The 24,276-nt window shown below is 54.5% G+C and carries 20 protein-coding genes, 1 tRNA gene and 1 riboswitch; of the genes, 8 read left to right on the top strand and 13 right to left on the bottom strand.

Annotated elements, in window-relative coordinates; genetic code table 11:
• Window positions 1-68 precede the first annotated feature (68 nt).
• The 3 genes from lpxA to murJ all read left to right on the top strand — a co-directional run bounded on the left by lpxA (window position 69) and on the right by murJ (window position 3,727).
• Complete coding sequence (gene lpxA, locus ACTHTJ_RS04740; RefSeq protein ID WP_107723875.1) at window positions 69-845, top strand: acyl-ACP--UDP-N-acetylglucosamine O-acyltransferase; 777 nt, start codon at window positions 69-71, stop codon at window positions 843-845.
• A gap of 158 nt (window positions 846-1,003) precedes the next feature.
• The gene (gene lpxB / locus ACTHTJ_RS04735) at window positions 1,004-2,179 is read left to right on the top strand and encodes a lipid-A-disaccharide synthase (protein ID WP_107792311.1); all 1,176 of its coding nucleotides are present in this window, start codon (window positions 1,004-1,006) and stop codon (window positions 2,177-2,179) included.
• Between the two features lie 9 nt (window positions 2,180-2,188).
• Window positions 2,189-3,727 carry a murein biosynthesis integral membrane protein MurJ gene (gene murJ, locus ACTHTJ_RS04730; RefSeq protein ID WP_070584392.1) on the top strand — a complete coding sequence of 513 codons (1,539 nt, stop codon included), beginning with the start codon at window positions 2,189-2,191 and terminating at the stop codon, window positions 3,725-3,727.
• 91 nt (window positions 3,728-3,818) lie between these two features.
• Here the strand turns inward: murJ and thiC are convergent, their stop codons facing one another.
• Entirely contained in the window at window positions 3,819-5,708 is a 1,890-nt protein-coding gene (gene thiC / locus ACTHTJ_RS04725) for a phosphomethylpyrimidine synthase ThiC (protein ID WP_070584390.1), read from the bottom strand.
• 95 nt (window positions 5,709-5,803) lie between these two features.
• Window positions 5,804-5,903: riboswitch (TPP riboswitch) on the bottom strand.
• Window positions 5,904-6,014: 111 nt separating this feature from the next.
• Between thiC and ACTHTJ_RS04720 the strand changes: the two genes are divergently transcribed.
• Window positions 6,015-6,091, top strand: a tRNA-Met gene (locus ACTHTJ_RS04720).
• Window positions 6,092-6,272: 181 nt separating this feature from the next.
• On the opposite strand, the gene ACTHTJ_RS04715 is transcribed toward ACTHTJ_RS04720, so the two are convergent.
• Window positions 6,273-7,403: an FUSC family protein gene (locus ACTHTJ_RS04715; protein WP_070584389.1), complete on the bottom strand. Its 1,131-nt coding sequence runs from the start codon at window positions 7,401-7,403 to the stop codon at window positions 6,273-6,275.
• Window positions 7,404-7,557: 154 nt separating this feature from the next.
• Here ACTHTJ_RS04715 and rnhB point away from each other — a divergent pair, with 154 nt between their 5' ends.
• Complete coding sequence (rnhB, locus tag ACTHTJ_RS04710; protein WP_063068644.1) at window positions 7,558-8,151, top strand: ribonuclease HII; 594 nt, start codon at window positions 7,558-7,560, stop codon at window positions 8,149-8,151.
• A 57-nt stretch (window positions 8,152-8,208) separates the two neighbouring features.
• Here rnhB and ACTHTJ_RS04705 read toward each other — a convergent pair whose 3' ends face one another.
• On the bottom strand, window positions 8,209-9,213 hold the full coding sequence (locus tag ACTHTJ_RS04705; protein WP_070461070.1) for a quinone-dependent dihydroorotate dehydrogenase: 1,005 nt from the start codon (window positions 9,211-9,213) through the stop codon (window positions 8,209-8,211).
• A 249-nt stretch (window positions 9,214-9,462) separates the two neighbouring features.
• Between ACTHTJ_RS04705 and ACTHTJ_RS04700 the strand changes: the two genes are divergently transcribed.
• Complete coding sequence (locus tag ACTHTJ_RS04700; RefSeq protein WP_070584387.1) at window positions 9,463-11,472, top strand: OPT family oligopeptide transporter; 2,010 nt, start codon at window positions 9,463-9,465, stop codon at window positions 11,470-11,472.
• Between the two features lie 340 nt (window positions 11,473-11,812).
• On the opposite strand, the gene waaA is transcribed toward ACTHTJ_RS04700, so the two are convergent.
• From waaA to ACTHTJ_RS04650, 10 genes are all read right to left on the bottom strand, one after another.
• Entirely contained in the window at window positions 11,813-13,081 is a 1,269-nt protein-coding gene (waaA, locus tag ACTHTJ_RS04695) for a lipid IV(A) 3-deoxy-D-manno-octulosonic acid transferase (protein WP_070584385.1), read from the bottom strand.
• 138 nt (window positions 13,082-13,219) lie between these two features.
• Window positions 13,220-13,651, bottom strand: a complete 432-nt coding sequence (locus tag ACTHTJ_RS04690) for a plastocyanin/azurin family copper-binding protein (RefSeq protein WP_070584383.1) — start codon at window positions 13,649-13,651, stop codon at window positions 13,220-13,222.
• Between the two features lie 261 nt (window positions 13,652-13,912).
• Window positions 13,913-14,680, bottom strand: coding sequence for an ABC transporter ATP-binding protein (locus tag ACTHTJ_RS04685; protein ID WP_114926475.1), 768 nt, complete (start codon window positions 14,678-14,680; stop codon window positions 13,913-13,915).
• Between the two features lie 10 nt (window positions 14,681-14,690).
• Window positions 14,691-15,737, bottom strand: coding sequence for a FecCD family ABC transporter permease (locus ACTHTJ_RS04680; protein ID WP_440360796.1), 1,047 nt, complete (start codon window positions 15,735-15,737; stop codon window positions 14,691-14,693).
• Between the two features lie 116 nt (window positions 15,738-15,853).
• Complete coding sequence (locus tag ACTHTJ_RS04675) at window positions 15,854-16,969, bottom strand: ABC transporter substrate-binding protein (protein WP_440360795.1); 1,116 nt, start codon at window positions 16,967-16,969, stop codon at window positions 15,854-15,856.
• Between the two features lie 517 nt (window positions 16,970-17,486).
• Window positions 17,487-19,250, bottom strand: a complete 1,764-nt coding sequence (ptsP, locus tag ACTHTJ_RS04670; RefSeq protein WP_070584379.1) for a phosphoenolpyruvate--protein phosphotransferase — start codon at window positions 19,248-19,250, stop codon at window positions 17,487-17,489.
• Window positions 19,250-19,519, bottom strand: coding sequence for an HPr family phosphocarrier protein (locus ACTHTJ_RS04665; RefSeq protein WP_070584375.1), 270 nt, complete (start codon window positions 19,517-19,519; stop codon window positions 19,250-19,252). Before ACTHTJ_RS04665 ends, ptsP begins: the two co-directional genes overlap by 1 nt.
• Before the next feature lie 44 nt (window positions 19,520-19,563).
• A complete protein-coding gene (locus ACTHTJ_RS04660) occupies window positions 19,564-19,992 on the bottom strand; it encodes a PTS sugar transporter subunit IIA (protein ID WP_049344952.1) in 429 nt (142 codons plus the stop codon).
• 58 nt (window positions 19,993-20,050) lie between these two features.
• Window positions 20,051-20,614, bottom strand: a complete 564-nt coding sequence (locus ACTHTJ_RS04655; RefSeq protein WP_070584372.1) for a hypoxanthine-guanine phosphoribosyltransferase — start codon at window positions 20,612-20,614, stop codon at window positions 20,051-20,053.
• A gap of 114 nt (window positions 20,615-20,728) precedes the next feature.
• Window positions 20,729-22,258 (bottom strand): ABC transporter permease, encoded by a 1,530-nt coding sequence (locus ACTHTJ_RS04650; protein WP_070584371.1) that lies wholly within the window; start codon window positions 22,256-22,258, stop codon window positions 20,729-20,731.
• A gap of 233 nt (window positions 22,259-22,491) precedes the next feature.
• Between ACTHTJ_RS04650 and ACTHTJ_RS04645 the strand changes: the two genes are divergently transcribed.
• Window positions 22,492-23,022 (top strand): cytochrome b, encoded by a 531-nt coding sequence (locus ACTHTJ_RS04645; protein ID WP_083297191.1) that lies wholly within the window; start codon window positions 22,492-22,494, stop codon window positions 23,020-23,022.
• A gap of 155 nt (window positions 23,023-23,177) precedes the next feature.
• Window positions 23,178-24,182, top strand: a complete 1,005-nt coding sequence (gene pdxA, locus ACTHTJ_RS04640) for a 4-hydroxythreonine-4-phosphate dehydrogenase PdxA (protein ID WP_070584367.1) — start codon at window positions 23,178-23,180, stop codon at window positions 24,180-24,182.
• Window positions 24,183-24,276: the final 94 nt, after the last annotated feature.

Below are 24,276 nucleotides of genomic sequence, written 5' to 3'. Positions count from 1 at the left end.
GACAGGCCGTCTGAACGTTCAGACGGCATCTTGCAGGCAATACCTGTATCAGACAGCAAGGAGACAGCATGACCCTTATCCATCCGACCGCCGTCATCGACCCTAAAGCCGAACTCGACTCCAGCGTCAAAGTCGGCCCATACAGCATCATCGGCCCCAATGTGCAAATCGGTGCGAATACCGAAATCGGCCCGCACGTCGTCATCAACGGCCATACGACCATCGGTGAAAACAACCGCATTTTCCAATTTGCCAGCCTCGGCGAAATTCCGCAGGACAAAAAATACCGCGATGAGCCGACCAAGCTGATTATCGGCAACGGCAACACCATTCGCGAATTTACGACGTTCAACCTCGGCACGGTTACCGGTATCGGCGAAACCCGTATCGGCGACGACAACTGGATTATGGCCTACTGCCACCTCGCCCATGACTGCGTGGTCGGCAACCATACCATCTTCGCCAACAACGCCTCACTCGCAGGCCACGTTACCATCGGCGACTACGTCGTCTTGGGCGGCTACACGCTGGTGTTCCAGTTCTGCCAAATCGGCGACTACGCCATGACCGCGTTTGCCGCCGGCGTACACAAAGACGTACCGCCGTACTTCATGGCTGCAGGCTACCGCGCCGAACCGGCCGGCCTCAACAGCGAAGGTATGCGCCGCAACGGTTTCACTGCCGAACAAATTGCCTCCGTCAAAGATGCGTATAAAACCATTTACCATCGCGGCATTCCGTTTGAAGAGGCCAAGGCAGACATTCTGAAACGTGCCGAAACCCAAAGCGAATTGGCGGTATTTAAAGACTTTTTTGCACAATCCACACGCGGCATTATCCGTTGATGGATGGATTGAAGGCCGTCTGAAACTTTTTCAGACGGCCTTTGGATTGCAAAAATCCGCGCAGTAGGGCAGGTTTCCTGTCTGTTTGCCGCCGATGCCGTCTGAAAACGGGCGGGCAAATGTCTGCCCAAAATCTTTTAGCTTTTAAACCTCAACACATGAATTCCAATCCTTCCCCCCTTATCGCCATCAGCGTCGGCGAAGCTTCCGGCGACTTGCTCGGCGCACACTTAATCCGTGCCATTAAGGCGCGTTGCCCGAATGCGCGGTTTACCGGCATCGGCGGCGAGCGCATGAAGGCGGAGGGTTTCGAGAGTTTGTACGATCAGGAAAAGCTGGCGGTACGCGGTTTTGTTGAGGTCATCAAACGCCTGCCGCAAATTTTGAGAATTCGCAAAGGGCTGGTGAACGATTTAATCCGCCTCAAGCCGGATGTGTTTATCGGCATCGATGCGCCGGACTTTAATCTCGGCGTGGCGGAAAAACTCAAGCAGGCAGGCATTCATACCATTCATTACGTCAGCCCGTCGGTTTGGGCGTGGCGGCGCGAACGGGTCAATAAAATCGTACATCAGGTCAACCGCGTGTTGTGCCTGTTTCCGATGGAGCCTCAGCTTTATATCGATGCCGGCGGCAAGGCCGAATTTGTCGGCCATCCAATGGCGCAAACCATGCCCGTGGAAGCGGATAGGGCGGCGGCACGGCAGAAGCTGGGCGTGCCTGCGGACGTGCCCGTGTTTGCGATATTGCCCGGCAGCCGCGTGAGCGAAATCGATTACATGGCGGCGGTGTTTTTTCAGACGGCCTTATTGCTGCTGAAACGTTATCCGCAGGCACAGTTTTTGCTGCCTGTGGCGACGGCCGCAACGCGCAAACGCATTACCGAAATTTTGGCGCAGCCTGAGTTCGCCGCCCTTCCCATTACGTTGACCGACAAGCAGTCGGATACGGTTTGCACCGCTGCCGACGTGGTATTGGTCACCAGTGGTACGGCGACTTTGGAAGTGGCCTTGTGCAAGCGGCCTATGGTCATCAGCTACAAAATTTCGCCGCTGACTTATGCGTATGTGAAAAACAAAATCAAAGTGCCGCATGTCGGTTTGCCCAATATTCTGTTGGGTAAAGCCGCCGTTCCCGAGCTGCTGCAACACGATGCCGTCCCTGAAAAACTGGCGCAGGCCGTTGCAGACTGGTATGACCGCCCTGAGGCAGTGGCCGCATTGGAACAGGATTTCCACGCCTTGCATCTGCTGTTGAAGAAAGATACGGCGGCATTGGCGGCGGCGGCAGTATTGGAAGAAGCCGGATTTTCAGACGGCCTGAAAGACAATTAAGGAAAATACATGAATTTATTGGGAGCCTTGGCCAAGGTTGGCAGCCTGACGATGGTGTCGCGCATTTTGGGCTTTGTGCGCGATACGATTATTGCCCGTGCGTTTGGTGCAGGCATGGCGACGGATGCGTTTTTTGTCGCGTTCAAACTGCCCAACCTGCTGCGGCGCGTGTTTGCAGAAGGCGCATTTGCCCAAGCCTTTGTACCGATTTTGGCGGAATACAAAGAAACCCGCTCACCCGAAGCCACGCAGGCGTTTGTGCGCCATGTGGCCGGTATGTTGTCGTTTGTGCTGGTCATCGTTACCGCGCTGGGTATACTTGCCGCGCCGTGGGTGATTTATGTTTCTGCGCCCGGTTTTGCCAAAGAAGCCAATAAGTTTCAGCTCTCCATCGATCTGCTGCGGGTGACATTTCCTTATATCTTTTTGATTTCCTTGTCGTCTTTTGTCGGCTCAATACTCAACTCCTATCATAAATTCGGCATTCCCGCCTTTACGCCGACTTTTTTGAACATCTCCTTTATCGTCTTTTCCCTGTTTTTCGTACCGTATTTTGATCCGCCTGTTATGGCTTTGGCGTGGGCGGTATTTGTCGGCGGCGTGTTGCAGCTGGTGTTCCAACTGCCTTGGTTAGCAAAATTGGGCTTCTTGAAAATGCCCAAACTCAGCTTTAAAGACGCAGCGGTCAACCGCGTAATGAAACAGATGGCCCCGGCTATTTTGGGCGTGAGCGTGGCGCAGATTTCCTTGGTTATCAACACCATTTTTGCCTCATTTTTGCAGTCCGGCAGCGTGTCGTGGATGTATTACGCCGACCGACTGATGGAATTGCCGACCGGCGTTTTGGGTGTGGCACTCGGTACAATCTTGCTGCCTACCTTGTCCAAACACGCCGCCAGTCAGGATACCGAGCAGTTTTCCGGCCTGCTCGACTGGGGTTTGCGCCTGTGCATGCTGCTGACCCTGCCTGCCGCCGTCGGCCTTGCCGTATTGTCTTTCCCTCTGGTTACAACCTTGTTCATGTACCGTGAATTTACGCTGCACGACGCGCAAATGACCCAACACGCGCTGATTGCCTATTCCTTCGGCTTGATCGGGCTGATTATGATTAAAGTATTGGCCCCCGGCTTCTACGCGCGCCAAAACATCAAAACCCCCGTTAAGGTCGCTATTTTCACGCTGATTTGCACGCAGCTGATGAACCTTGCCTTCATTTCGCCGCTCAAACACGTCGGTCTGTCCCTCGCTATTGGTTTGGGCGCGTGTCTGAATGCAGGCTTGCTGTTTTTCCTTTTGCGCAAACACGGCATCTACCGCCCCGGCAAAGGTTGGGCAGCGTTTTTAGTTAAAATGGCCATCTCTTTGGTCGTCATGGGCGGCGGTTTGTGGCTGGCGCAATATTATCTGCCGTTTGAATGGGTACACGTCGGCGGCTTTAAAAAAGCAGGCCAACTCTGCATTCTGATTGCCTTGGGCGGAGGCCTCTACTTCGTTTCCCTCGCCGCGCTCGGTTTTCGTCCGCACCATTTCCGCAGGGTGGAAAAATAAGCAGCCGTAGTGCGTATTGCTTTGGCTTAAAGGCTATTCGCTAAAAAGGCCGTCTGAAATATTTTCAGACGGCCTTTTCTTGCGTTACGTTTTAACTGTAAAGCTTCGCTCCTTTTTTGACGAACTCAATCGCTTTTTCTTCCATGCCTTGCTGTTGGGCTTTTTGCTTGTCGGCGTAGTCGCGCACTTCCTGCGTGATTTTCATCGAGCAGAATTTTGGGCCGCACATCGAGCAGAAGTGGGCGATTTTCGCGCCTTCTGCAGGCAGGGTTTCGTCGTGGAAGCTTTCGGCGCGTTCGGGGTCGAGGCTGAGGCGGAATTGGTCGCGCCAGCGGAACTCGAAACGCGCCTTGCTCAGAGCGTTGTCGCGCAACTGTGCGCCTGGCCAGCCTTTGGCGAGGTCGGCGGCATGGGCGGCGAGTTTGTAGGTGATGATGCCGGTGCGCACGTCTTCTTTGTCGGGCAGGCCGAGATGCTCTTTCGGGGTAACGTAGCAGAGCATGGCTGTGCCGTACCAGCCGATGTTGGTCGCGCCTATGCCCGAGGTGATGTGGTCGTAGCCGGGGGCGATGTCGGTAACGAGCGGGCCGAGGGTGTAGAAAGGTGCTTCAAAGCAATGTTGCAGCTCTTCGGTCATGTTTTCTTTCACGCGTTGCAGCGGTACATGGCCGGGGCCTTCGATCATAACCTGTACGTCGTGTTCCCATGCTTTGGCGGTCAATTCGCCCAAGGTGTGCAGCTCGGCAAATTGGGATTCGTCGTTGGCATCGGCAATGCAGCCGGGACGAAGGCCGTCGCCGAGGCTGAACGATACGTCGTAGGCTTTCATGATTTCGCAGATTTCGTCGAAATGTGTGTAGAGGAAGTTTTCCTGATGATGGGCGAGACACCATTTCGCCATGATGGAGCCGCCGCGTGATACGATGCCGGTCAGGCGGTCGGCCGTCATCGGTACATAACGCAGCAATACACCTGCGTGCAGGGTGAAATAGTCCACGCCTTGTTCTGCCTGCTCGATTAAGGTATCGCGCACCAAATCCCAAGTCAGGTCTTCGGCAATGCCGCCGGTTTTTTCCAAAGCTTGGTAAATCGGCACCGTGCCGATGGGGACGGGCGCGTTGCGGATAATCCATTCGCGCGTTTCGTGGATGTGCGCGCCTGTGGATAAGTCCATAATCGTGTCCGCGCCCCAACGCAGCGACCATACCATTTTTTCGACTTCTTCGGTCAGGCTGGAGGTTACGGCGGAGTTGCCCAAGTTGCCGTTGATTTTGACGCGGAAGTTGCGGCCGATAATCATCGGTTCGAGTTCGGGGTGGTTGATGTTGGCAGGGATAATCGCACGTCCGGCGGCGATTTCTTGGCGCACGAATTCGGGCGTGATTTGGTCGGGATGGGTTGGGATATTCGCGCCGAAACTTTGCCCTGCGTGTTGTTTCAAGAGCTTGGCGTATTCAGGCCGTCTGAAAAGTTCGTCCAGCTTCATGCGTTCGCGTATGGCGACAAACTCCATTTCCGGCGTAATGATGCCTTGGCGGGCGTAGTGGAGCTGGGTTACATTGCGGCCTGCTTTGGCGCGGCGCGGACGGGTGATTTGGTTGAAGCGCAGATGGGCGGTTTTCGGATCGTGTGCGCGTTCGGTGCCATATTCGCTGGAAAGCTTGGGCAGGATTTCGGTATCGTCGCGTTCATCCAGCCATGCGGTGCGGACGTGTGGCAAACCCTGTTTTAAGTCGATGTGTGCCGCCGGGTCGCCGTATGAGCCGCTGGTGTCGTACACTGGAATTGGCGGATTGGCTTCCGTACCTTGTGCCGTGTAGGTATCGTCCTGACGGATTTCGCGCAAAGGCACGCGGATGTCGGCGCGGCTGCCCGGGATATAGACGCGGTTGGAATTGGGATATTGGAAGCGGATGCCGATGTCTTCGCTCAAGTCGGAAAGACGGCGCGCCTCATCGCCGGTTTTTTTAGCGGTAGTCATAAAAAATTGCTCCTGTTTTTCGGTTATGAAATGGAAACAGGAGCATTGCTTTTTTTTCAGACGGCCTTGTGGATATCTTCAATCAACCGTCTAAAAACACATTTGCCGAAACTCCCCACGCAGGTATTATCCTGTTCGGGTGTAAAGGGTATTTCTCAGCCGCTCGGTTTGAAAGCAGCACCCCTGTTTCTTTATTAAGGAAAAATTAAACCATGCGGATGGTTTTTTGTAAAGCGGCGTTTTTCGCATTTTCTGTCAAAAACGCTTGACAGCGATTCCGTCTTTCCGTATAGTTACAACTTCTGACGCGGGATGGAGCAGCATGGTAGCTCGTCGGGCTCATAACCCGAAGGTCGTAGGTTCGAATCCTGCTCCCGCAACCAAATATAAAAATCCCCTGCAATCGCAGGGGATTTTGCTTTATGCGGTATTTATTGTTGCTTGGATTGATTGAAAGAGGCCGTCTGAACCATTGGGTTTCAGGCGGCCTTTTTTATGTGCTGATGTCATCAGCGGCTAATTCGCTTTTATTTTGTGAGTTTGCGTTTTTCAGACGGCCTATTGTTACTCCGGATCGGTATCGTTGCGTAGGTATTCTTTCAAGCGTTGCAATTCTTTTTTGTCCAACCATTTATTGCGCGAACGTTGCAACAGGATCACCAATGCGGCGATTTCGTTACGCATATTGGTGCTGAGCCAGAGGAAGCCTTGCCAGTCGTAATGCAGGCGGGCGGCCGGTTTGCTTAGTTCGGTATTGAGCGAAGTATCGATGCGAATGCGGCGGGCGTAGTGGCCTTTGATGAGGCGGACGGTCAGCCGAAGCTCGCGTTGGAGTTGGTTGAAATGGCGGTCGAGCAGGCGGATTTCGCTTTCGTTGAGCGTGGGCGCGCGCAGTTTGGCGGCTGTGGTCAGGAGCAGCTCGGTGGTGTTGACGATTTTGCGGTGGGCATGCTGCATGGCTTCCATCATATTGTTGCTGATGTGGCTTTCACCGGATGTTGCGGCCAGATGGCTGCGGCTTTTGACCATGCGGGCGTTGATTTTGCGCATTTTAATCATGTTTTGCTCCAAACGCTCGCGCGTCATGCGCTTACCGTTGCTGATTTCTGCAATCATTTTGGCGCAGTCGGTGAGGTTGTCGGCAAGCATGAAGCGCCACATCAGGGTGGAGCGCAGGGGCAGAAGTTTGGCGGCGGCAATGGCGATGGCGGCACCAATCAAAACGTTCATGGCGCGCATCAGACCGCTGTCGAGCCAATGGTGGCTGCTGTCGCCGATGAGCATACACATGGTCAAACCGGCAAGCATGGCGACGTAGCCGTTTTTGCCGACCGCAGACCAACCGGCCACCGCGCTGGCGGCACCGATAATCAGATAGAAGAAAACGCCGTCTTGCAAATAATGCTGGTTCAACCATAAAACGGCCAAACCGACGCCCAAACCGATGGCCGTGCCGAGCATGCGTTCGACTGCTTTGGAGTAAATCGCGCCTTGGAATTGCAGCATGCCGAGGACGACAAAGACGGTCATGCCGATCCACTCGCCGTGTTGCAGGTGGAAGACTTTGGCCAACAGGGTGGAAAACACGATTGCCAAGCCGAGGCGGAAGGCGTGGATATGGCGGCGATAGCGGTAGCGTTCGTAGGCGTTGAGCCAGCGTTCGGAAAAATGGAGGCGTTCGGATTGGGCAGGCATGTTGTAAGACGTATGGGTATGTGGGGATGTAAATTATAACTGATTGGTAAAGCAGATGAAATTTGAACTGCTCCCAAACGGCTTGTCCTATTGCGGATTTTATCTGCCGCAAGCGGATATAATGGCGGCTTTGAATCAGACAGGCGGTGAAGAAATGGCGACGGTTTTAAGCGCAGGCGTGGACGAAGCGGGGCGCGGCCCTTTGGTCGGCAGCGTATTTGCGGCGGCAGTGATTTTGCCGGAACATTTTGACCTGCCGGGTTTGACCGACTCAAAAAAACTGAGCGAAAAAAAGCGCGATATGTTGGCGCAGATGATTAAGGAACAGGCGGTTGCATGGAGCATTGCCTTTGCCGATCCCGACGAAATCCTGCAACTGAACATCCTGCACGCAACCATGGCCGCGATGAAGCGCGCAGTCGAGGGGTTGTCGGTCGTGCCTGACAAAGTATGGATAGACGGCAACCGTGTGCCGAAAGATTTGAATGTCCCTGCAGAGGCCGTGGTCAAAGGCGACAGCAAAATTATTGAAATCTCCGCCGCTTCGGTTTTGGCCAAAACCGCGCGTGATGCAGAAATGTATGAATTGGCGAAACGCTATCCGCAATACGGGTTTGACCGCCACAAAGGCTACGGCACGGCGCAACATTTGGCCGCATTGAAACAATACGGCGTATTGCCGGAACACCGCCGCGATTTCGCACCGGTCAAAACCTTATTGGCACAAGGCAATCTGTTTGAAGAATGAAAGCATAGCAAAAGGCCGTCTGAAAGATTTCAGACGGCCTTGTTTTTTAGGAAAGTATCATTTCAACGCAGCCAAACACTCTTTAATCAACTCAGGGCCGCGATAAATCAAACCGCTGTACACCTGAACCGCACTGGCACCCAAGCGGATTTTTTCTGCCGCGTCCGCGCCGTTCATGACGCCGCCGACGCCGATAATCGGCAGCTTGCCGTCAATGCGTTCCGCCAAAAGTTTCAACACCTGATTGCTTTTCTCGCGAACGGGCAAGCCGCTCAAGCCGCCTTGTTCGCCTGCGAGCGGATGGCTGTCCAAGCTTGATTTGTCGATGGTTGTGTTGGTGGCGATGATGCCGTCCATTTCCACAGATTTGACCACATGGGCGATGTCGTCGATTTGCGCTTCGTCCAAATCCGGCGCGATTTTGACCGCCAGAGGCACATATTTGCCATGCGCGGCTGCCAGTTGCGCCTGTTTGTTTTTCAAGGCCTCCAACAATGCGCTCAATTCGTCGCCGCCCTGCAAGGCGCGCAGGTTTTTCGTATTGGGGGAGGAAATATTGACCGTGATGTAGCTTGCGTGGGCGTAGGCTTTTTCCAAGCAAATCAGATAATCGTCGGCCGCATTTTCAATCGGCGTAACGGCATTTTTGCCGATGTTGATGCCCAAAATGCCTTTAAAACGGCTGTTTTCAATGTTGCGGATCATTGCGTCGATGCCGTGGTTGTTGAAACCCATGCGGTTAATGATGCCTTGGTGTTCGGGAACGCGGAAAAGGCGCGGCTGCGGATTGCCCGGCTGCGGCTTGGGCGTTACCGTGCCGATTTCGACAAAGCCGAAACCCAAAGCGGCAAACGCATCGATGCACTCGCCGTTTTTGTCCAAACCCGCCGCCAAGCCGACCGGATTGGGCAGCTGCAAACCCATCAGCTCGGTTGGCCGGGTGTGGCTGTCTACTTTGGGCAGCAGGCCGAGTTTTTCGATAGAACGCAAACTGTTGAGCGTGAAATGATGGGCCTTTTCTGCATCGAAACGGAACAGGATAGGGCGGACGAGTGAATACATGGCGGCGGCTTTCTGAACGGTTGATGAATTTGGCGTTATTCTACCTGAAACCGTCAAACTGCCCCAAACGTCTGTATCGATATGATTTTATTGTTTGGCGTCAAATGAAAATAAATAGGGCTTTTGCGTGTAATCGGATAGTTCATTAAAATGGTAAGAGAGAGGCTTTTCAGACGGCCTGATGGATGTATCAAAAGGCCGTCTGAAAAGTTTTGATTTGATTGTTTACCTGATACAGGAAGATTTTTTATGAAACAGGCGGTTGATCCTTATGCGAGTTTCCGTGAACTGACGCTGCGGGGGATGATACTCGGCGCGTTGATTACGGTGATTTTTACGGCATCCAATGTGTATTTGGGCTTGAAGGTGGGCTTGACTTTTGCGTCTTCGATTCCGGCTGCGGTGATTTCGATGGCGGTTTTGAAGTTTTTTAAAGGCAGCAATATTCTGGAAAATAATATGGTGCAGACTCAGGCTTCGGCCGCGGGGACGCTCTCCAGTATTATTTTTATTCTGCCGGGTTTGCTGATGGCCGGTTATTGGGCGGGCTTTCCGTTTTGGCAGACTACGCTGCTGTGTATGTCCGGCGGTATTTTGGGCGTGATTTTCACTGTGCCTTTGCGTTATGCGATGGTGGTGAAGAGCGATTTGCCTTATCCGGAAGGCGTGGCGGCGGCCGAGATTTTGAAGGTCGGCGACCATGATGCGGACCAGCAGGAAGGCGGCAGCGGTATCAAGGAATTGGTGTCGGGCGGCGCATTGGCCGGTTTGATGAGCTTCTGCGCAAGCGGTTTGCGCGTGGTGGCGGACAGTGCGAGCTTTTGGTTTAAAGGCGGTGCGTCGGTGTTCCAAGTGCCGATGGGCTTTTCGCTGGCTTTGTTGGGCGCGGGCTATTTGGTCGGACTGACCGGCGGTATCGCGATTTTGCTGGGTATCTCGATTGCTTGGGGCGTGGCCGTGCCTTATCTGTCGGCACATATTCCGCAACCTGCCGATATGGAGATGATTCCTTTTGCGATGTCTTTGTGGAAGGAAAAAGTTCGTTTTATCGGCGCGGGTACGATCGGTATTGCGGCTATTTGGACGCTGTTGACTTTGATGAAACCGATGGTCGAGGGTATGCGCCTGTCTTTCCGCAATTTCGGCGGTGCGCAGATGACCGAACGCACGGAACAGGATTTGTCGCCTAAGGCGATGATTGCCTGGGTGTTGGCGATGATGCTGGTGTTGGGCGTGTCTTTCTTCCACTTTATCGGCGACTCGCATATTTCCGGCGGTTTGGCTTGGCTGTTGGTGGTTGTATGTACGCTGCTGGCTTTGATTATCGGCTTTTTGGTGGCGGCGGCTTGCGGTTATATGGCTGGTTTGGTTGGTTCGTCTTCCAGCCCGATTTCGGGTGTGGGCATCGTCTCTATCGTTATTATTTCGCTGGTGTTGCTGTTGGTTGGTGAATCCGGCGGCTTGATGGCTGATGAGGCAAACCGCAAATTCCTGCTGGCGTTGACGCTGTTTTGCGGCGCGTCTGTGATTTGTGTGGCTTCGATCTCCAATGACAATCTGCAGGATTTGAAAACGGGTTATCTGGTAAAAGCGACGCCTTGGAAACAGCAGGTTGCGTTGATTGTCGGCTGCGTTGTCGGTGCATTGGTGATTTCGCCTGTGTTGGAGCTTTTGTATGAAGCCTACGGCTTTACCGGCGCGATGCCGCGCGAAGGCATGGATGCGGCCCAAGCACTTGCCGCGCCTCAGGCAACTTTGATGACCACCATCGCCCAAGGTATTTTCTCGCACAATCTGCAATGGGATTATATTTTTACCGGCGTGGGCATCGGCGTGGCGTTGATTGCGGTCGATCTCACATTGCGTAAATCTTCCGGCGGCAAGCGCGCTTTGCCGGTATTGGCCGTGGGCATGGGCATTTACCTGCCGCCGTCTGTGAATATGCCGATTGTAATCGGCGCGGTATTGGCGGCGGTGTTGAAATCCGTCATCGCCCGCCGTCAGGAAAACCGTGAAGGCCGTCTGAAAAATGCGGAACGTATCGGTACGCTGTTCTCCGCCGGTTTGATTGTCGGCGAGAGCCTGATCGGTGTGATTATGGCGTTTATCATCGCCTTCTCCGTAACCAACGGCGGTTCGGATGCGCCTTTGGCCCTGAACCTGGAAAACTGGGATACGGCCGCCAAATGGCTGGGCTTGGCGTTTTTTGTTTTCGGTATGTTCGTGTTTGCACGCCGCGTGTTGAAAGCAGGACGTTAAGTTTGTAGGTTGAGAAAAGGCCGTCTGAAACCCAAAAAATTGGGGTTTCAGACGGCCTTTTTAGTGGAAATTTGTTTGGAATGATTTTAGGAAGTTTGGGTATAATTGTTGCGGGGCTGGTAGCAAAAAAGCCCCATTGCAGTGGGGCTTTGTGCTGAAACCGCCCTAGAAAGGATGGTTTCAATCATGAAACATACCACTCGCACGGGTCGTTCATGGCTGAGACTGCGGACAGTCGTTAGGATTATCTTAACCCTGTTCCTGCTCTTAGTCAATTAAACGGCTGAAAACAAAAAACTGTTTTTCAGTTTCCGCCTGTTTGTCATGAACAGGCGGTTTTTTATTGTTTAACGCTATTCAAACAATCTGCAATCGCTTTGGCAATTTTGGCACTGGCGCCTTGGTGTTGCGAAATGAATTGCTCGGTGTGGCTAATTAGCTGTTGACGCAGCGTTTCGTTGTCGAGGTATTGGCGCGTGGTTCTGTACCAGGCTTTGGCAGTTTCGACGCGGACGGCGGCTTTGGCTTCGACTGCGCCTTTGCAGGCTTGGGCGAAGTTGTAGTTGGAGTAGCCGAAGAGGGTGGGGACGCGGCAGGAGATGGGTTCGATGATGTTTTGGCAGCCGGCATCGACGAGGCTGCCGCCGACGAAGGCAATGTCTGCGCTGAGATAGTAGGCGGCAAGCTCGCCCATGCTGTCGCCTATCCAAACCTGTGTATCGGGGGAAACGGGTTGTCCGTCGCTGCGTTTTTGGACGGTATAACCAAGCGATTTGGCGGTATCGTAGGCCGTCTGAAAGTTTTCAGGGTGGCGCGGTACGATGACCAGCAAGGCATTGCCGCGGTAGCCCTGCCATGCTTTGAGGAGCAGCTCGGCTTCGTCTGTGCCTTTGTACACGCGTGTGCTGGCGCAGACGACGACGGCTCGTGCGCCGATGCGTTCTTTAAAGGCAGCGGCAAGCGGGCGCGAGTCGTCGGGGGGCGCGATGTCGTATTTGGTGTTGCCGCAGACGTGGACGTTGGACGCGCCGATAAGGTGCAGGCGTTCGGCATCGGCGGCGGTTTGGGCAAAGCAGCCGGAGAGGCTCTGCATGGCAGGCTCGACCAGCTTACGGATTTTGAGGTAGCCGCGTTGGGATTTTTCGGAGAGGCGCGCATTGGCCAAAAAGAGGGGAATGCCTGCTTCTTGGCAGCCGTGCATCAGGTTGGGCCAGATTTCGGTTTCCATCAAAATGCCGCAGATGGGGCGGTGTTCGGCTAAAAATCGGGCGACCCATTCGGATTTGTCGTAGGGCAGGTAACGGCATTGCGCCTCGGGGAACAGGGATTGCGCGGTGGCGCGGCCGGTCGGCGTCATTTGGGTAATCAAAAACGGCGAGTCGGGAAAATGGCGGCGTAATGCCTGCACCAAAGGTTCGGCCGCACGCGTTTCACCGACGGATACGGCGTGTATCCAAATCGGGCGTTGCACGGGATTGGGATACGCCTGCCCGAAACGCTCGTCCCAATGCTCGAGATAGGCTGGGGATTTGAGGGCGCGGCGGCGCAGGTGGCGGCGGATCAGGAAGGGGGCGAGGTGCCACAACGTGGCGTAAAGGCGGCGTATCATGCTTACGGGTCTTGTGTCGGAATAGGCCTATTTTATCGGAAACTGAAACGGAAGATATAGCTTTGATGCGTGTTTTACGCAAAGGAAACAGGCCGTCTGAAAGGTTTCAGACGGCCTTTAATACAGGCATAAACGCGTTTACTTCACTTGCGCCATGTATTTTTTCAGACGGCCTTTGCTTTGCATGGCGCGGTTTTCCATTTCATCGACAACGGCTTGCGCTTTGGCTTTGTTCACCGGTTTGCCGACCTGAATCACGCCGCTCATGTTCATCATGCGGTGCGGCGGACAGGTGTAGACGTACACGCCTTCTTTGTCGAGTTTGAGCGTGAAGTCTTTGCCGTCTTCGGAAAGGAAGTCGGCAACGCCGTCGGGCAGGGCTTTGCTTTGCACCCAGTGGCCGCTGTTGGCGGCTTTGAAGGTAACAGTGTCGCCGACTTTGGCGTTGACGTAGCCGGGCTCGAACACCATGCTGCCGTCTTTGCCGTTGTCGAGCATTTTGACTTCGTGGTTGGCGGCGTATGCGCTAAGGGACGCGGTCAGCATCAGGAGGAAGAGGGTTTTTTTCATGGAGAAAGTCCTTTCTAAGGATATAGTGGATTAAATTTAAATCAGGACAAGGCGACGAAGCCGCAGACAGTACAAATAGTACGGCAAGGCGAGGCAACGCCGTACTGGTTTAAAGTTAATCCACTATAAAAAATATGGGACGGGCTGATGAGTCTAAGAGGCAAACCTTGGGCTTACCGCCCTCTCCCGCAGGAGAGGGGATAAGTTGCAGGGAGTTTGCAGGCCGGATGCTCACATCCGACATTTGCAGGAGCGGTTAAGTTACGCACTCTTCCGCATCGGGCGGATAACGGGCAGGCCTTTGCTGCAGTACAAAAGCTCGATGTCCACTTTGTACAATCTGCCGATCATGTCCGCCTGTAACACGTCCTGCGGCGCACCCTGCGCCTGTACTTTGCCTTCGCCGAGCAGAATCACGCCGTCTGAAAACTGCGCGGCGAGGCTCAAATCGTGCAAGACCATCAGCGTAACCAGATTGTGTTCGTGCGTGTATTGCACCACGCGCTCCAAAAGATTGAGCTGATGGTGCATATCCAGCGCGCTGACCGGTTCGTCCAGCATCAGGATTTCAGGGCGGCGCAGCATGACTTGGGCAAACATGACGAGCTGCCGCTGTCCGCCGGAAAGCCGCATGACGTCGCGGTGTGCCAGATGGCCGATACCCAGCTCAGCCATGATACTTGCGGCTTCGTGCAGCAGTTCGTCACCGACGTGCATGTGCAGCGCGTCCATGCGGCCGAGCAACACGACTTCCAGCGCGGTCAGCGAGGCTTCGGCGGCGGTGTCCTGCGGCATATAGCCTATGCGTTTACGCCAGCTTTGCAGGTGGATTTTGCTCAACACTTCGTCGCCGTAGCGGATGGTGCCTTTGTGCGCGACTTCGCCGAAAATCGTTTTCATCAGTGAGGATTTGCCCGTGCCGTTGGGGCCGAGCACGGAATAGACTTTGCCTTGTTCCAGCGTCAAATCGATATTGTCGGCGACCACATAATCGCCGCGCCGGATGTGTACGTTTTCAAGTTTCAACATTTCAGACGGCCTATCGTTTCGTTAATACAATCCAGAAGAAGAATGGCACGCCGACAAACGACGTAACAATCCCCACCGGAAACAGCGCGCCCGGGATAATCACCTTGGACAACACGCTGGCCACCGACAAAAACGCCGCTCCCGTCAGCATTGCGCCGGGCAGGAAGAAACGTTGGTCTTCGCCCAAAAGAATCCGCGCCACATGCGGGGCAACCAAGCCGATAAAGCCGATGACGCCGACAAAACTGATTGCCGTTGCCGTCATTACCGCCACCAACACCAGCGTTTTCAGGCGCAAAAGTTGCAGATTGATGCCCAGCCCGACGGCGCGTTCCTCGCCCAAGCGCAGCGCAGTCAACTTCCACACATCGCGTGAAAGCAGCAGCACGCATACCGCCGTAACCGCCGCCGTAACGATGACCGTTTCCCAAGTTGCTTTGTTCAAACTGCCAAACAGCCAAAACAAAATCTGCTGCGAAATCTCAGGCGCGGCGATAAATTGAATCAGCGACAAAATCGACTGAAACAGAAACAACAGCGCAATCCCCACCAACACCAGCATCGCCGAATTGAAGCGGCGTGCCGAGGCAAACAGAAACAAGATGCCCGAAGCCAGCATGGTCATCACAAACGCGCCGATGGGAACGGCGACCGTTTCAGGCAGCCCGAAACCGCCGAACGCAATCACCGCCGACGCGCCCAAACCCGCTGCCGCCGCCAAGCCCAGCGTATAAGGGCTGGCCATCGGGTTGTTCAGGAGCGTTTGAATTTCCGCACCGCCGACACCTAAAGCCGCGCCGACCACCAAGGCCATCACCGCAATCGGCAGGCGCAAATCCATCACAATCAGGCGGTTCATTTCATCGACTTCGGGTTTGCCCAGCAAAACATTGACCACTTCGCCGACGGGCAGCGTGTCCGTCATCGCAGGGCCGGTGGCAATGTCGAATAGGAAACTGACCGCTGCGATGACTAAAAACATCAACACAATCAACCAACGCTTGCCTTCCAACTTGCGCTGGTTTTTCACAATCTCGGCGACAACCGAATCATTCATGTTTCAAACCTTTAAAAAAGAGTGTTGTGAAAGGGGAGAACAGGTTTGCCTTTTTCTTCCGCAAAAATTTCAGACGGCCTTCCGATTTAAAAGGCCGTCTGAAAATCTAAATTACCTTATTGTCCTTTCGGATAGAGGTAGAACGTGCCGTTCGGTACGACGGGCAGGTTTTGGCGGTAGAAGTCCAGATAGGTCTTCTCAGGGTTGAAATCCTTAAACAACTGCGGATAAATCGCTTTGGCCATAAACTGAATCGACGCGCTGTCGGACAGCGTGCGCGAGTTGGCGTGGTAGGCGGCGTAGAGGCGGTTGTTTTTAATCGCAGGCAGGTTTGCCCAGCCGGCGCGTTTGGCAAAACCTGCCAAGCGTTTTTCCGCTTCCGTTTTCGGAATGCCCCAGCCCATGACCATGGCGGCAGGGTTTTTCTTCAATTCGGTTTCGCGGCCGGTAATCACGATCACGTCGGGTTTGGCGGCGAGGACTTTTTCAGGATTGATCGGGCCGTAGAATTCGACCGAAGAAGCGGCGATATTGTTGCCGCCGACCAGCGTCGCCATCGAACCCCACATGCTTTTGCCGAAGGTAACGCTGTGCTCTGCAGGGCCTTTGTTGCCGAACTCGACATAGACTTTAGGCTTGGGCAGGTTGGCTTTTTGGACGCGCGCTTGGATGGTGTCGGCGATGCGTTTGTAGTCCGCCGCCAGTTTGTCGGCTTTTTGCTGCTGGCCGGTCAGCGTGCCGATGAGCTTGGTCGATTGAACGTGTTTGGCCACCGTTTGCGCGTTGTAGTCCAACACGACGATGGGGATGCCGGCTTTGTTGATGCGGTCGAGATCGGAACCCAAAGCCTTGTATTGCCATTCGGCCAAAACCAGCAAATCGGGTTTCAGCGCCAATACTTTCTCAATCGAGAATGTGCCGACTTCCACTTCGCCCACGTCGGTCAGCTGATTCAGTTTAGGCACGGCTTTGCTGAATGCCGCCCAGCTTGGCGGCGCCCAGTCGGCCCAAACTGCTTTGGAAAAACCGACGACGTTGTCCAGCGCAGTTTTACCGCCGATGGCCATGTAGTCTTGGTAATAGAAGCCCAACACCACGCGCTTGGCAGGCAGGTCGACAGTTACCTTACGGCCGAGGATATCGGTCAGCTGAACGGGTTTGGCAAAAGCGGATACGGAGCCGACTGATAAAGCGGCGGCGGCAATCAAAGCAGAAAGTTGCGTAAATCTCATGAATCATTCCTTTAAAATATGATGATAATTACTATCATTTTATAAATTTACAAGGTATTGAATCTTTTTTCAAGTAAACGAGTGAGTAGACATATTTCGAAATAAAAAGTTTCATCATTAAAACGAAGGGATAGTGTTTATATAGGGCTTGGGTGTACTGAAGACCTAGTAAAAAGGAATGATATAGGGTACCTAAAGCCATAGTGGGCAGTAGCTGGAATAGATCGGTAAAGGGTTTTTTATTGCAAAAAAATAAAAGGTATTCGGTTGAAAACAAGGCCGTCTGAAACCTTGCAATCAGGGTTCAGACGGCCTTTAATGCAGGCATAAACGTTTTTACTTCACTTGCGCCATATATTTTTTCAGACGGCCTGCAAGCAATATTTGGGAAAAGTGAAAAAGGTCGGTTTTTGAAATGGCGAAATAGGGAAGAAGGGGGCTTGAGGGAGAATCGGGCGCAAACCCAAAATGGGGACGAATAAAAGGGCGTGTATCGAAACACGCCCTTGCCGGAGGTTCAGACGGCCTGTGATTCCGCCTGTTCGCTTTGGTTGAGGATTTTAATCAGTTTTTCGGCTTTTTCCGGATCTTCGCAGCGCAGGATTTTGGCGGCATCGTTTTCGAGATGGCCGGTGTGGCTGTGCAGGATGATGTTTTTAACCGAAAGCAGGTTGTTGGGGTTCATGGAGAAGCGGCGCAGGCCCATGCCGAGCAACAGTCGGGTGAAGACGGTATCGCCGGCCATTTCTCCGCAGATGGACACGCCTTTTTCCATGCGGTTTGCGGTGCGGATGATGTGTTGCAGCGTTTTGAGGACGGCAGGGTGGCCGGGTTGGTAGAGGTGGCTGACGCTGTCGTCGCCGCGGTCAACCGACAAGAGGTATTGAATCAGGTCGTTGGTGCCGACGGAGATGAAATCGACGAGCTTAAGGATGCTGCCGACGGTCATGGCGGCGGACGGGATTTCAATCATGCAGCCGATGCTGACCGGGCCGAAGGTTTCGCCGCGTTCGGTCAGTTGGCGTTGGGCCGTGTCCAGATGGATAAGGCATTGGCGCACTTCGGAAATGGATGTGATCATCGGCCACATCATACGCACGGTGCCGTGGGCGGCGGCGCGGAGGATGGCGCGCATTTGGGTGCGGAACATGACCGGCTCGGCGAGGCACAGGCGGATGCCGGTCAGGCCGAGTGCGGGGTTGAGGCTGCCGTTGGGCGTGCTGTTTTGGCCGAACCAGCGCGGATTTTTATCGACGCCCAAATCGACAGTACGGATGGTGATGTTTTTGCCTTTGAGTTTTTTGACGATGCCGGCATAGACTTCGTATTGTTCGTCTTCGGTCGGCATGTTGTCGCGGTTGAGGTAGAGGAATTCGCTGCGGAACAGGCCGACGCCGTCTGCGCCGAAGTTGTGCAGGGCTTTGATGTCTTCGGCGGATTCGATGTTGGCGAGCAACTCAATGTTGATGCCGTCGGCCGTGGTGGCGGCGGTTTTTTTGATTTTGTTGAGTTCGCGTTTGTGGCTGCGGTATTCGCGAGCGAGGCGACGGTATTCGTTGAGGACGACTTCGTCGGGATCGATGATGAGGATGCCGTTGATGCCGTCGACAATGACGATTTCGTTTTCGGTGATGAGTTTGCGGGCGTTGTGCAGGCCGATGACGGACGGGATGTCGAGGCTGCGGCCTAAGATGGCGGTGTGGCTGGTCGGACCGCCGGCATCGGTTACGAAGGCGGTAATGTGCTGCTCTTTGAACAATACGGTATCGGCAGGCGAGAGGTCGTGCGCGATGAGGACGGTGTCGTCAAACAGGTTGCCGGCGAGGTTGATTTCGTTGCTCTGGCCGACAAGGTTGTTGTGGATGCGGCGGACGACTTGGAGCATGTCCTGTTTGCGTTCGCGCAGGTAGTCGTCGTCGATGCTGTCGAACTGGGCGGCGAGCTTGTCGCTTTGCTGTTTCAATGCCCATTCGGCGTTGATTTTTTGCTCGCGCAAAATGTCGATGGGTTCGCGCGAGAGGGTAACGTCGGTCAGCAGCATCAGGTGCAGCGAGATGAATGCGCCCAATTCGGTCGGGGCGTTTTCGGGAATTGCGCCGCGCAGCTGTTCCAATTCTTTGCGCGTGGCTTTGATGGCGTTGTCGAAACGGGCAACTTCGGCATCGAGTTTGTCAGGATCAATGTCGTATTGGGGGACTTCCGTTGTGCCGCGCGTGATGAGGTGGGCGTGGCCGATGGCAATGCCTTTGCCCGCGGCTACACCGTGTAGGACGATGCTCATTATTCGCCCTCGCCGAAGTAGTCGTTGATGAGGTCGGTCAACGCCTGCATGGCGGCGGCTTCGTCTGCGCCTTCTGTTTCCAGCTCAATCACGCTGCCTTTGGCGGCGGCCAGCATCATCAGGCCCATGATGCTTTTGCCGTTGACGCGGTTGCCGTTTTTGGTGACCCAGACTTCGCTTTGGAATTGGGAGGCGGTTTGGGTGAATTTGCTGGAGGCGCGCGCGTGCAGGCCGAGTTTGTTGATGATTTCGATTTCTTGTTTGAGCATGGATGTCCCCTAAATGTTCGTAAAGTGAATGTTTTCAGACGGCCTTAGCCGTGTTCTTTGCACACCAGGTCTTCAGGTGCGGATGTAATGGCGAAAATGCCCCGGATGGCGGCTTCTTTGACGGTTTCGGTGAAGTCGGAGAGATTTTCGGCTTGTGATGAGTATTGGATGGCTTTAATCATCATCGGGGCGTTGAGGCCGGTCAGAATGGCGGATTTGTTTTCGCGCACCAGCCGGCGTGCGGCGTTGCACGGGGTTGCGCCGAAGATGTCGGTCATGATCAGCACGCCGCGGTTGTCGGGAAATTCCTGCAACGCGGCGATGGCGTTGTTGATGATGTCGTTTTGATCCTCGTCGGGCTGTACGCCGAGGATGTGGAGATTTTCGGGGAAGCCGTTGGGGAAGAAATGGTCGGCCAAACCGCGATAGGCTTCACCTATGGTTTCATGTGTAATGATTAACAAACCTATCATGATGTGTTCCTAGCATGGGGGTTGAGGCCGTCTGAAGATTTTTCAGACGGCCTTTGTTTTATTTATTGTTTAAGGCGTAGATTTCGCCGAGGTTGCGCCAACAGCCGGCGGCATCCATGCCGTAGCCGAAGACGTAGCGGTTGGGCACGTTCAAACCGACATAATCGGCTTTGGTCGGTTTTTCTTTGTCGATCAGTTTGTTGGCAAATACGGCCGCACGGCAGCTTGCCGCGCCCATTTCCAACAGTTTTTCCTGAATGGCGGCCATGGTGTGGCCTTCGTCCAGAATGTCGTCTAAAACGACTACATGACGGCCTTTGATTTGCTCGGGGTCGGGCATGCGTTTCCAGTTGAACGCGCCGCCTGCGAGCTTGTCGCCGTAGCGGGAAACGTGGACGTAGTCAAAGTCCAAAGGGAAGCGCAACAGCGGCAGCAGCTGCCCTGTAAACACCACCGCACCACCCATCACAGGCAAGAGCAGGGGGTATTTGTCGCCCAAGTCGCGGGTGATGTCGTCGGCAACTTTTTGCAAGGCCGCGCGGCATTGTTTTTGGTCAAACAGCAAGTCGGCATTGTCCAGCATGGCCTGGGTTTCAAGGCGTTTGGTTTCTAAGTCGGTCATGATAGGTCGTGTTGAGTGCGGTTAAAAACAAATTATATAGCGGATTCAATCAATTTTCGATACAAGGCGCGGCAATAGTGTAGTGAATGTGAAGGGAGTTTGAGCCGACCACGTTCAGACGGCCTTTTGCCCTTCCGCTTCGTCCACCAGCAAAAATGCCGTCAAAGCCAAAGCGGTCAATACCGCCGTCAACACCATCGCCCGTCCGTAATTGTCCGCACCGGCGCGTCCGAGATAATCGTAAATCAAAGTGGTCAGCGTCTGCCATTCGGGGCGAGACAGGAACAATGTGGCCGCAAATTCGCCGATACACGTTGCCGAAGCCAAAGTCAGGCCGCGCCGCAAAGCCGGTTTTAATAAAGGCGCGGTGACATAACAGGCCGTCTGAAAACCGTTTGCGCCCATGGTGCGCGCCGCCGCTGCGTAATCTTTGGGCAAACCGTCCCACGCGGCCAGTACGTCTTTGGCCACAAATGGATACGCCAACAGCGCGTAAGTCGCGGTCAGTAGCCACAGCGAAGCCGTCCACTGCGGATAGAGCAACAATACGCCAAACGCGATGCACACGGGCGACACCATAAACGGCAAAAACATCAGCGCGCGCAACCACGCCATTTGCCGTGCCGCCGCCGCATACAGCACGCCCAAAACCGTCGCCGCCGCCACCGCTGCCGCAGAGAAACGGATGGTGTTCCACACAGCCGCCCAAGTCTGCGCTTCAAACAAAACCGACCACGAAGAGCCTGCCGATACCGCCTTGAGCCACACCGCCGCCAAAGGCAGCAGGCAGCACACTGCCAACATGGTCAATACCGTTGCTGTCAGCCATTTTTCCCAAGCCCATATCGGCGCACGTGGAGGCAAAGGCGAGACCGACTTATCCACAGCCACGCGCCTGCTCCAATACGCATACAAACCGCCTGCCGCCGCCGTGACCGCCAGCACCAGCCACACCAACACCGACGCACGCGCCATGTCCAACTCATACGCCACCAGCCGGTAGATTTCCACTTCCACCGTCGCAAAACGTTCGCCGCCGAGCAGCAAGGCCAGCCCGAAGCCTGAAAAACAATATAAAAACACCAGGCACGCGCCGCCGGCAACCCACGCACGAACCACCGGCCACTCGACCCAGACAAACCGCCTCCACGCGTCCGCGCCCAAAGATTGCGCCGACAGCAACCGCGCCTGCGGCACACGCACAAATCCCTGATACGCCGAGCGCACCAAAACCGGCAGGTTGAAAAACACGTTGCCGTAAATCAGCAGCCACGGCGTGTCCTGCCAACCTGCCGCCAGCATACCGTGTGCGCCAAACAAGGCTAGCACGCCCATGCCTGCCACCAAAGTCGGCATCACAAAAGGCAGCATCAGCAGGCGTAAAACCGTGCGCCGTCCGGCAAAGTCCATCCGAGCCAACACCCACGCCGCAGGCACGCCCAAAGCCGTGACCAAGACGCAGGTCAAAATTGCCTGCGCCACCGTCCAGCCCAAGCGCAGGCGCATATAGTCATCAGCCACCACTTCCGCCCAAGCGCCTTCGCCGTCGTAAAACGCCAACGACAGCAAAGGCGCGGCCACCATAATCGCTAAGAAACCTAAAGGCAGAAGCAACAGCGCAAACCGCCGAATCCAAACCTGCATCGATGCGTACCCGAGAATAAAAACGCCTATTTTAGCCCGAGTTCGGTATAGAAGGTGGTATTCCTGCCCTTGTTTTCAGACGGCCCGGGCAGCCTGACGGATAAAACCGCCGTTTCTTCAAATTTTCCAAACATTTACGAAATCTCTTCAAAAAGGCAACATAATTGTTTGGGCATTTTTGTTACAATGCCGCCGATTCAAAAAACCAAACAAATCAAAAACAAGGAAACATTATGACCGCTACACGCCCACAAACCTACGATGCCGTCGCGCGCGCGTTGCACTGGCTGACCGTACTCGGTTTCATCGGCATCCTCTCCACCATTACCGTTTGGACCATCTACGATGGCGAAGAATGGGTCAAATCGCTCTTCGGCGTGCATAAATCCATCGGTTTCATCACGCTGCTGGTAATTGCCGTGCGCATTGTTTGGGCTTTGCTCAATGCGTCCAAACGTCCTGCCGCCGACAGCTTTGCCGCCAAAGCAGGCCACCTTGCCCTTTACGTCCTCATGCTCGCCGTTCCCGTTATCGGCATGATCCGCCAATACGGCGGCGGCCGCGGCCCGTTGAAAGTATTCGGTGTCGAAGTGATGCAGGGTTCGCCTGAAAAAATCGAATGGATGTCCAACCTCGGCAATATGGCGCACGGCAAACTCGGCTGGCTGCTCTTCGCGCTTGTCGCCGGCCACATTGTCATGGTTGTCGTCCACCGCATTCAAGGCCACGACGTTTTGTACCGTATGATCGGCCGCCGTTCTTAAGTGTAAAACGGTAAACAGCCAAGGCCGTCTGAAAACAGTTTGACCAAGCAAAACTGTTTTCAGACGGCCTTTTTGTATTTGTGTTAATCTGCAAAAGTAGGTCAGGCATTTTGCCTGATGTTGTTCAAATACTGTAAACCGTACCGAGAAACACCATGACTGCTCCCATTCTCGCCATCACCTCCGGCGAACCGGCCGGCATCGGCCCCGACATCTGCCTTGATTTGGCTTTCGCCGACCTTCCTTGCCGCCCCGTTGTTTTGTGCGACAAAAACCTGTTGGCGCAAAGGGCCGAACAGCTTGGCAAATCCGTCATCCTGCGTGACTTTCAAGCCCAAGCGGCCGATCTGTTGCCCAAGGGCGAACTCGAAGTCCTGCATATTCCCTTAGCTGCCGAGTGTCGGGCGGGCGAACTCAATCCTGCCAATGCCGCGTATGTGCTCCGGCTGCTGGATACGGCGTATCAGGGCATTTCAGACGGCCTGTTTGCAGGTATGGTGACCGCGCCGCTGCACAAAGGCATCATCAACGATGCCCACGCAGGCAACGGCTTTTTCAGCGGTCATACCGAATACCTCGCCGAAAAAAGCCATACCGAACAAGTCGTCATGATGTTGACCGGCGGCGGCCTGCGTGTGGCGCTGGTTACCACCCATCTGCCGCTTAAAGATATTTCCTCTGCCATCACGAAGCCTTTAATCGAGTCGGTTGTCCGCATTCTTGAACACGACCTGCGCCATAAGTTCGGCATAGCCAAACCGGTCATCCTCGTTACCGGCCTCAATCCCCACGCCGGCGAAGGCGGCCATTTGGGACACGAAGAAATTGACACCATTATTCCGGCGCTTCATGCCCTGCAGGCCGAAGGCATAGACGCACGCGGCCCTTATCCGGCCGATACTGTGTTCCAACCCTTCCTGCTCAAAGATGCCGATGCCGTCCTTGCTATGTATCACGACCAAGGGCTGCCGGTGCTCAAATATGCCGGTTTCGGCGAAGGTGTGAATATCACCCTCGGCCTGCCCTTTATCCGCACCTCCGTCGATCATGGCACGGCCTTGAACTTGGCAGGCACGGGCAAAGCCGACTCCGGCAGTTTGATTACCGCCGTCCGCGCCGCGCTTGATATGGCGCACAATATGCAGAAACAGGCCGTCTGAAATGTGGAGGTTTAATCGTTTGCAGGCGTAATGTGTTCCTGTAACAGCATCATCAGGGATATTTGCCTGCCGATTTGATGAAGCCGATGGATGT

The sequence above is a fragment of the Neisseria sp. P0018.S001 genome (genome assembly GCF_051957355.1).
In the GTDB taxonomy this organism is placed as follows: Bacteria; Pseudomonadota; Gammaproteobacteria; order Burkholderiales; family Neisseriaceae; genus Neisseria; species Neisseria subflava_A.
This window is presented reverse-complemented; position numbering and strand designations above follow the sequence as displayed.

Coding starts and splice junctions, on each gene's coding strand:
- ACTHTJ_RS04690 (WP_070584383.1), bottom strand. CDS start 13,651: ATGAAAAAAACCCTCTTCCTCCTGATGCTGACCGCGTCCCTTAGCGCA.
- ACTHTJ_RS04700 (WP_070584387.1), top strand. CDS start 9,463: ATGAAACAGGCGGTTGATCCTTATGCGAGTTTCCGTGAACTGACGCTG.
- ACTHTJ_RS04660 (WP_049344952.1), bottom strand. CDS start 19,992: ATGATAGGTTTGTTAATCATTACACATGAAACCATAGGTGAAGCCTAT.
- murJ (WP_070584392.1), top strand. CDS start 2,189: ATGAATTTATTGGGAGCCTTGGCCAAGGTTGGCAGCCTGACGATGGTG.
- lpxB (WP_107792311.1), top strand. CDS start 1,004: ATGAATTCCAATCCTTCCCCCCTTATCGCCATCAGCGTCGGCGAAGCT.
- ACTHTJ_RS04655 (WP_070584372.1), bottom strand. CDS start 20,614: ATGACCGACTTAGAAACCAAACGCCTTGAAACCCAGGCCATGCTGGAC.
- ACTHTJ_RS04715 (WP_070584389.1), bottom strand. CDS start 7,403: ATGCCTGCCCAATCCGAACGCCTCCATTTTTCCGAACGCTGGCTCAAC.
- ACTHTJ_RS04685 (WP_114926475.1), bottom strand. CDS start 14,680: ATGTTGAAACTTGAAAACGTACACATCCGGCGCGGCGATTATGTGGTC.
- ACTHTJ_RS04705 (WP_070461070.1), bottom strand. CDS start 9,213: ATGTATTCACTCGTCCGCCCTATCCTGTTCCGTTTCGATGCAGAAAAG.
- ACTHTJ_RS04675 (WP_440360795.1), bottom strand. CDS start 16,969: ATGAGATTTACGCAACTTTCTGCTTTGATTGCCGCCGCCGCTTTATCA.
- ACTHTJ_RS04645 (WP_083297191.1), top strand. CDS start 22,492: ATGACCGCTACACGCCCACAAACCTACGATGCCGTCGCGCGCGCGTTG.
- lpxA (WP_107723875.1), top strand. CDS start 69: ATGACCCTTATCCATCCGACCGCCGTCATCGACCCTAAAGCCGAACTC.
- thiC (WP_070584390.1), bottom strand. CDS start 5,708: ATGACTACCGCTAAAAAAACCGGCGATGAGGCGCGCCGTCTTTCCGAC.
- ACTHTJ_RS04680 (WP_440360796.1), bottom strand. CDS start 15,737: ATGAATGATTCGGTTGTCGCCGAGATTGTGAAAAACCAGCGCAAGTTG.
- ACTHTJ_RS04650 (WP_070584371.1), bottom strand. CDS start 22,258: ATGCAGGTTTGGATTCGGCGGTTTGCGCTGTTGCTTCTGCCTTTAGGT.
- waaA (WP_070584385.1), bottom strand. CDS start 13,081: ATGATACGCCGCCTTTACGCCACGTTGTGGCACCTCGCCCCCTTCCTG.
- ptsP (WP_070584379.1), bottom strand. CDS start 19,250: ATGAGCATCGTCCTACACGGTGTAGCCGCGGGCAAAGGCATTGCCATC.
- pdxA (WP_070584367.1), top strand. CDS start 23,178: ATGACTGCTCCCATTCTCGCCATCACCTCCGGCGAACCGGCCGGCATC.
- ACTHTJ_RS04665 (WP_070584375.1), bottom strand. CDS start 19,519: ATGCTCAAACAAGAAATCGAAATCATCAACAAACTCGGCCTGCACGCG.
- rnhB (WP_063068644.1), top strand. CDS start 7,558: ATGGCGACGGTTTTAAGCGCAGGCGTGGACGAAGCGGGGCGCGGCCCT.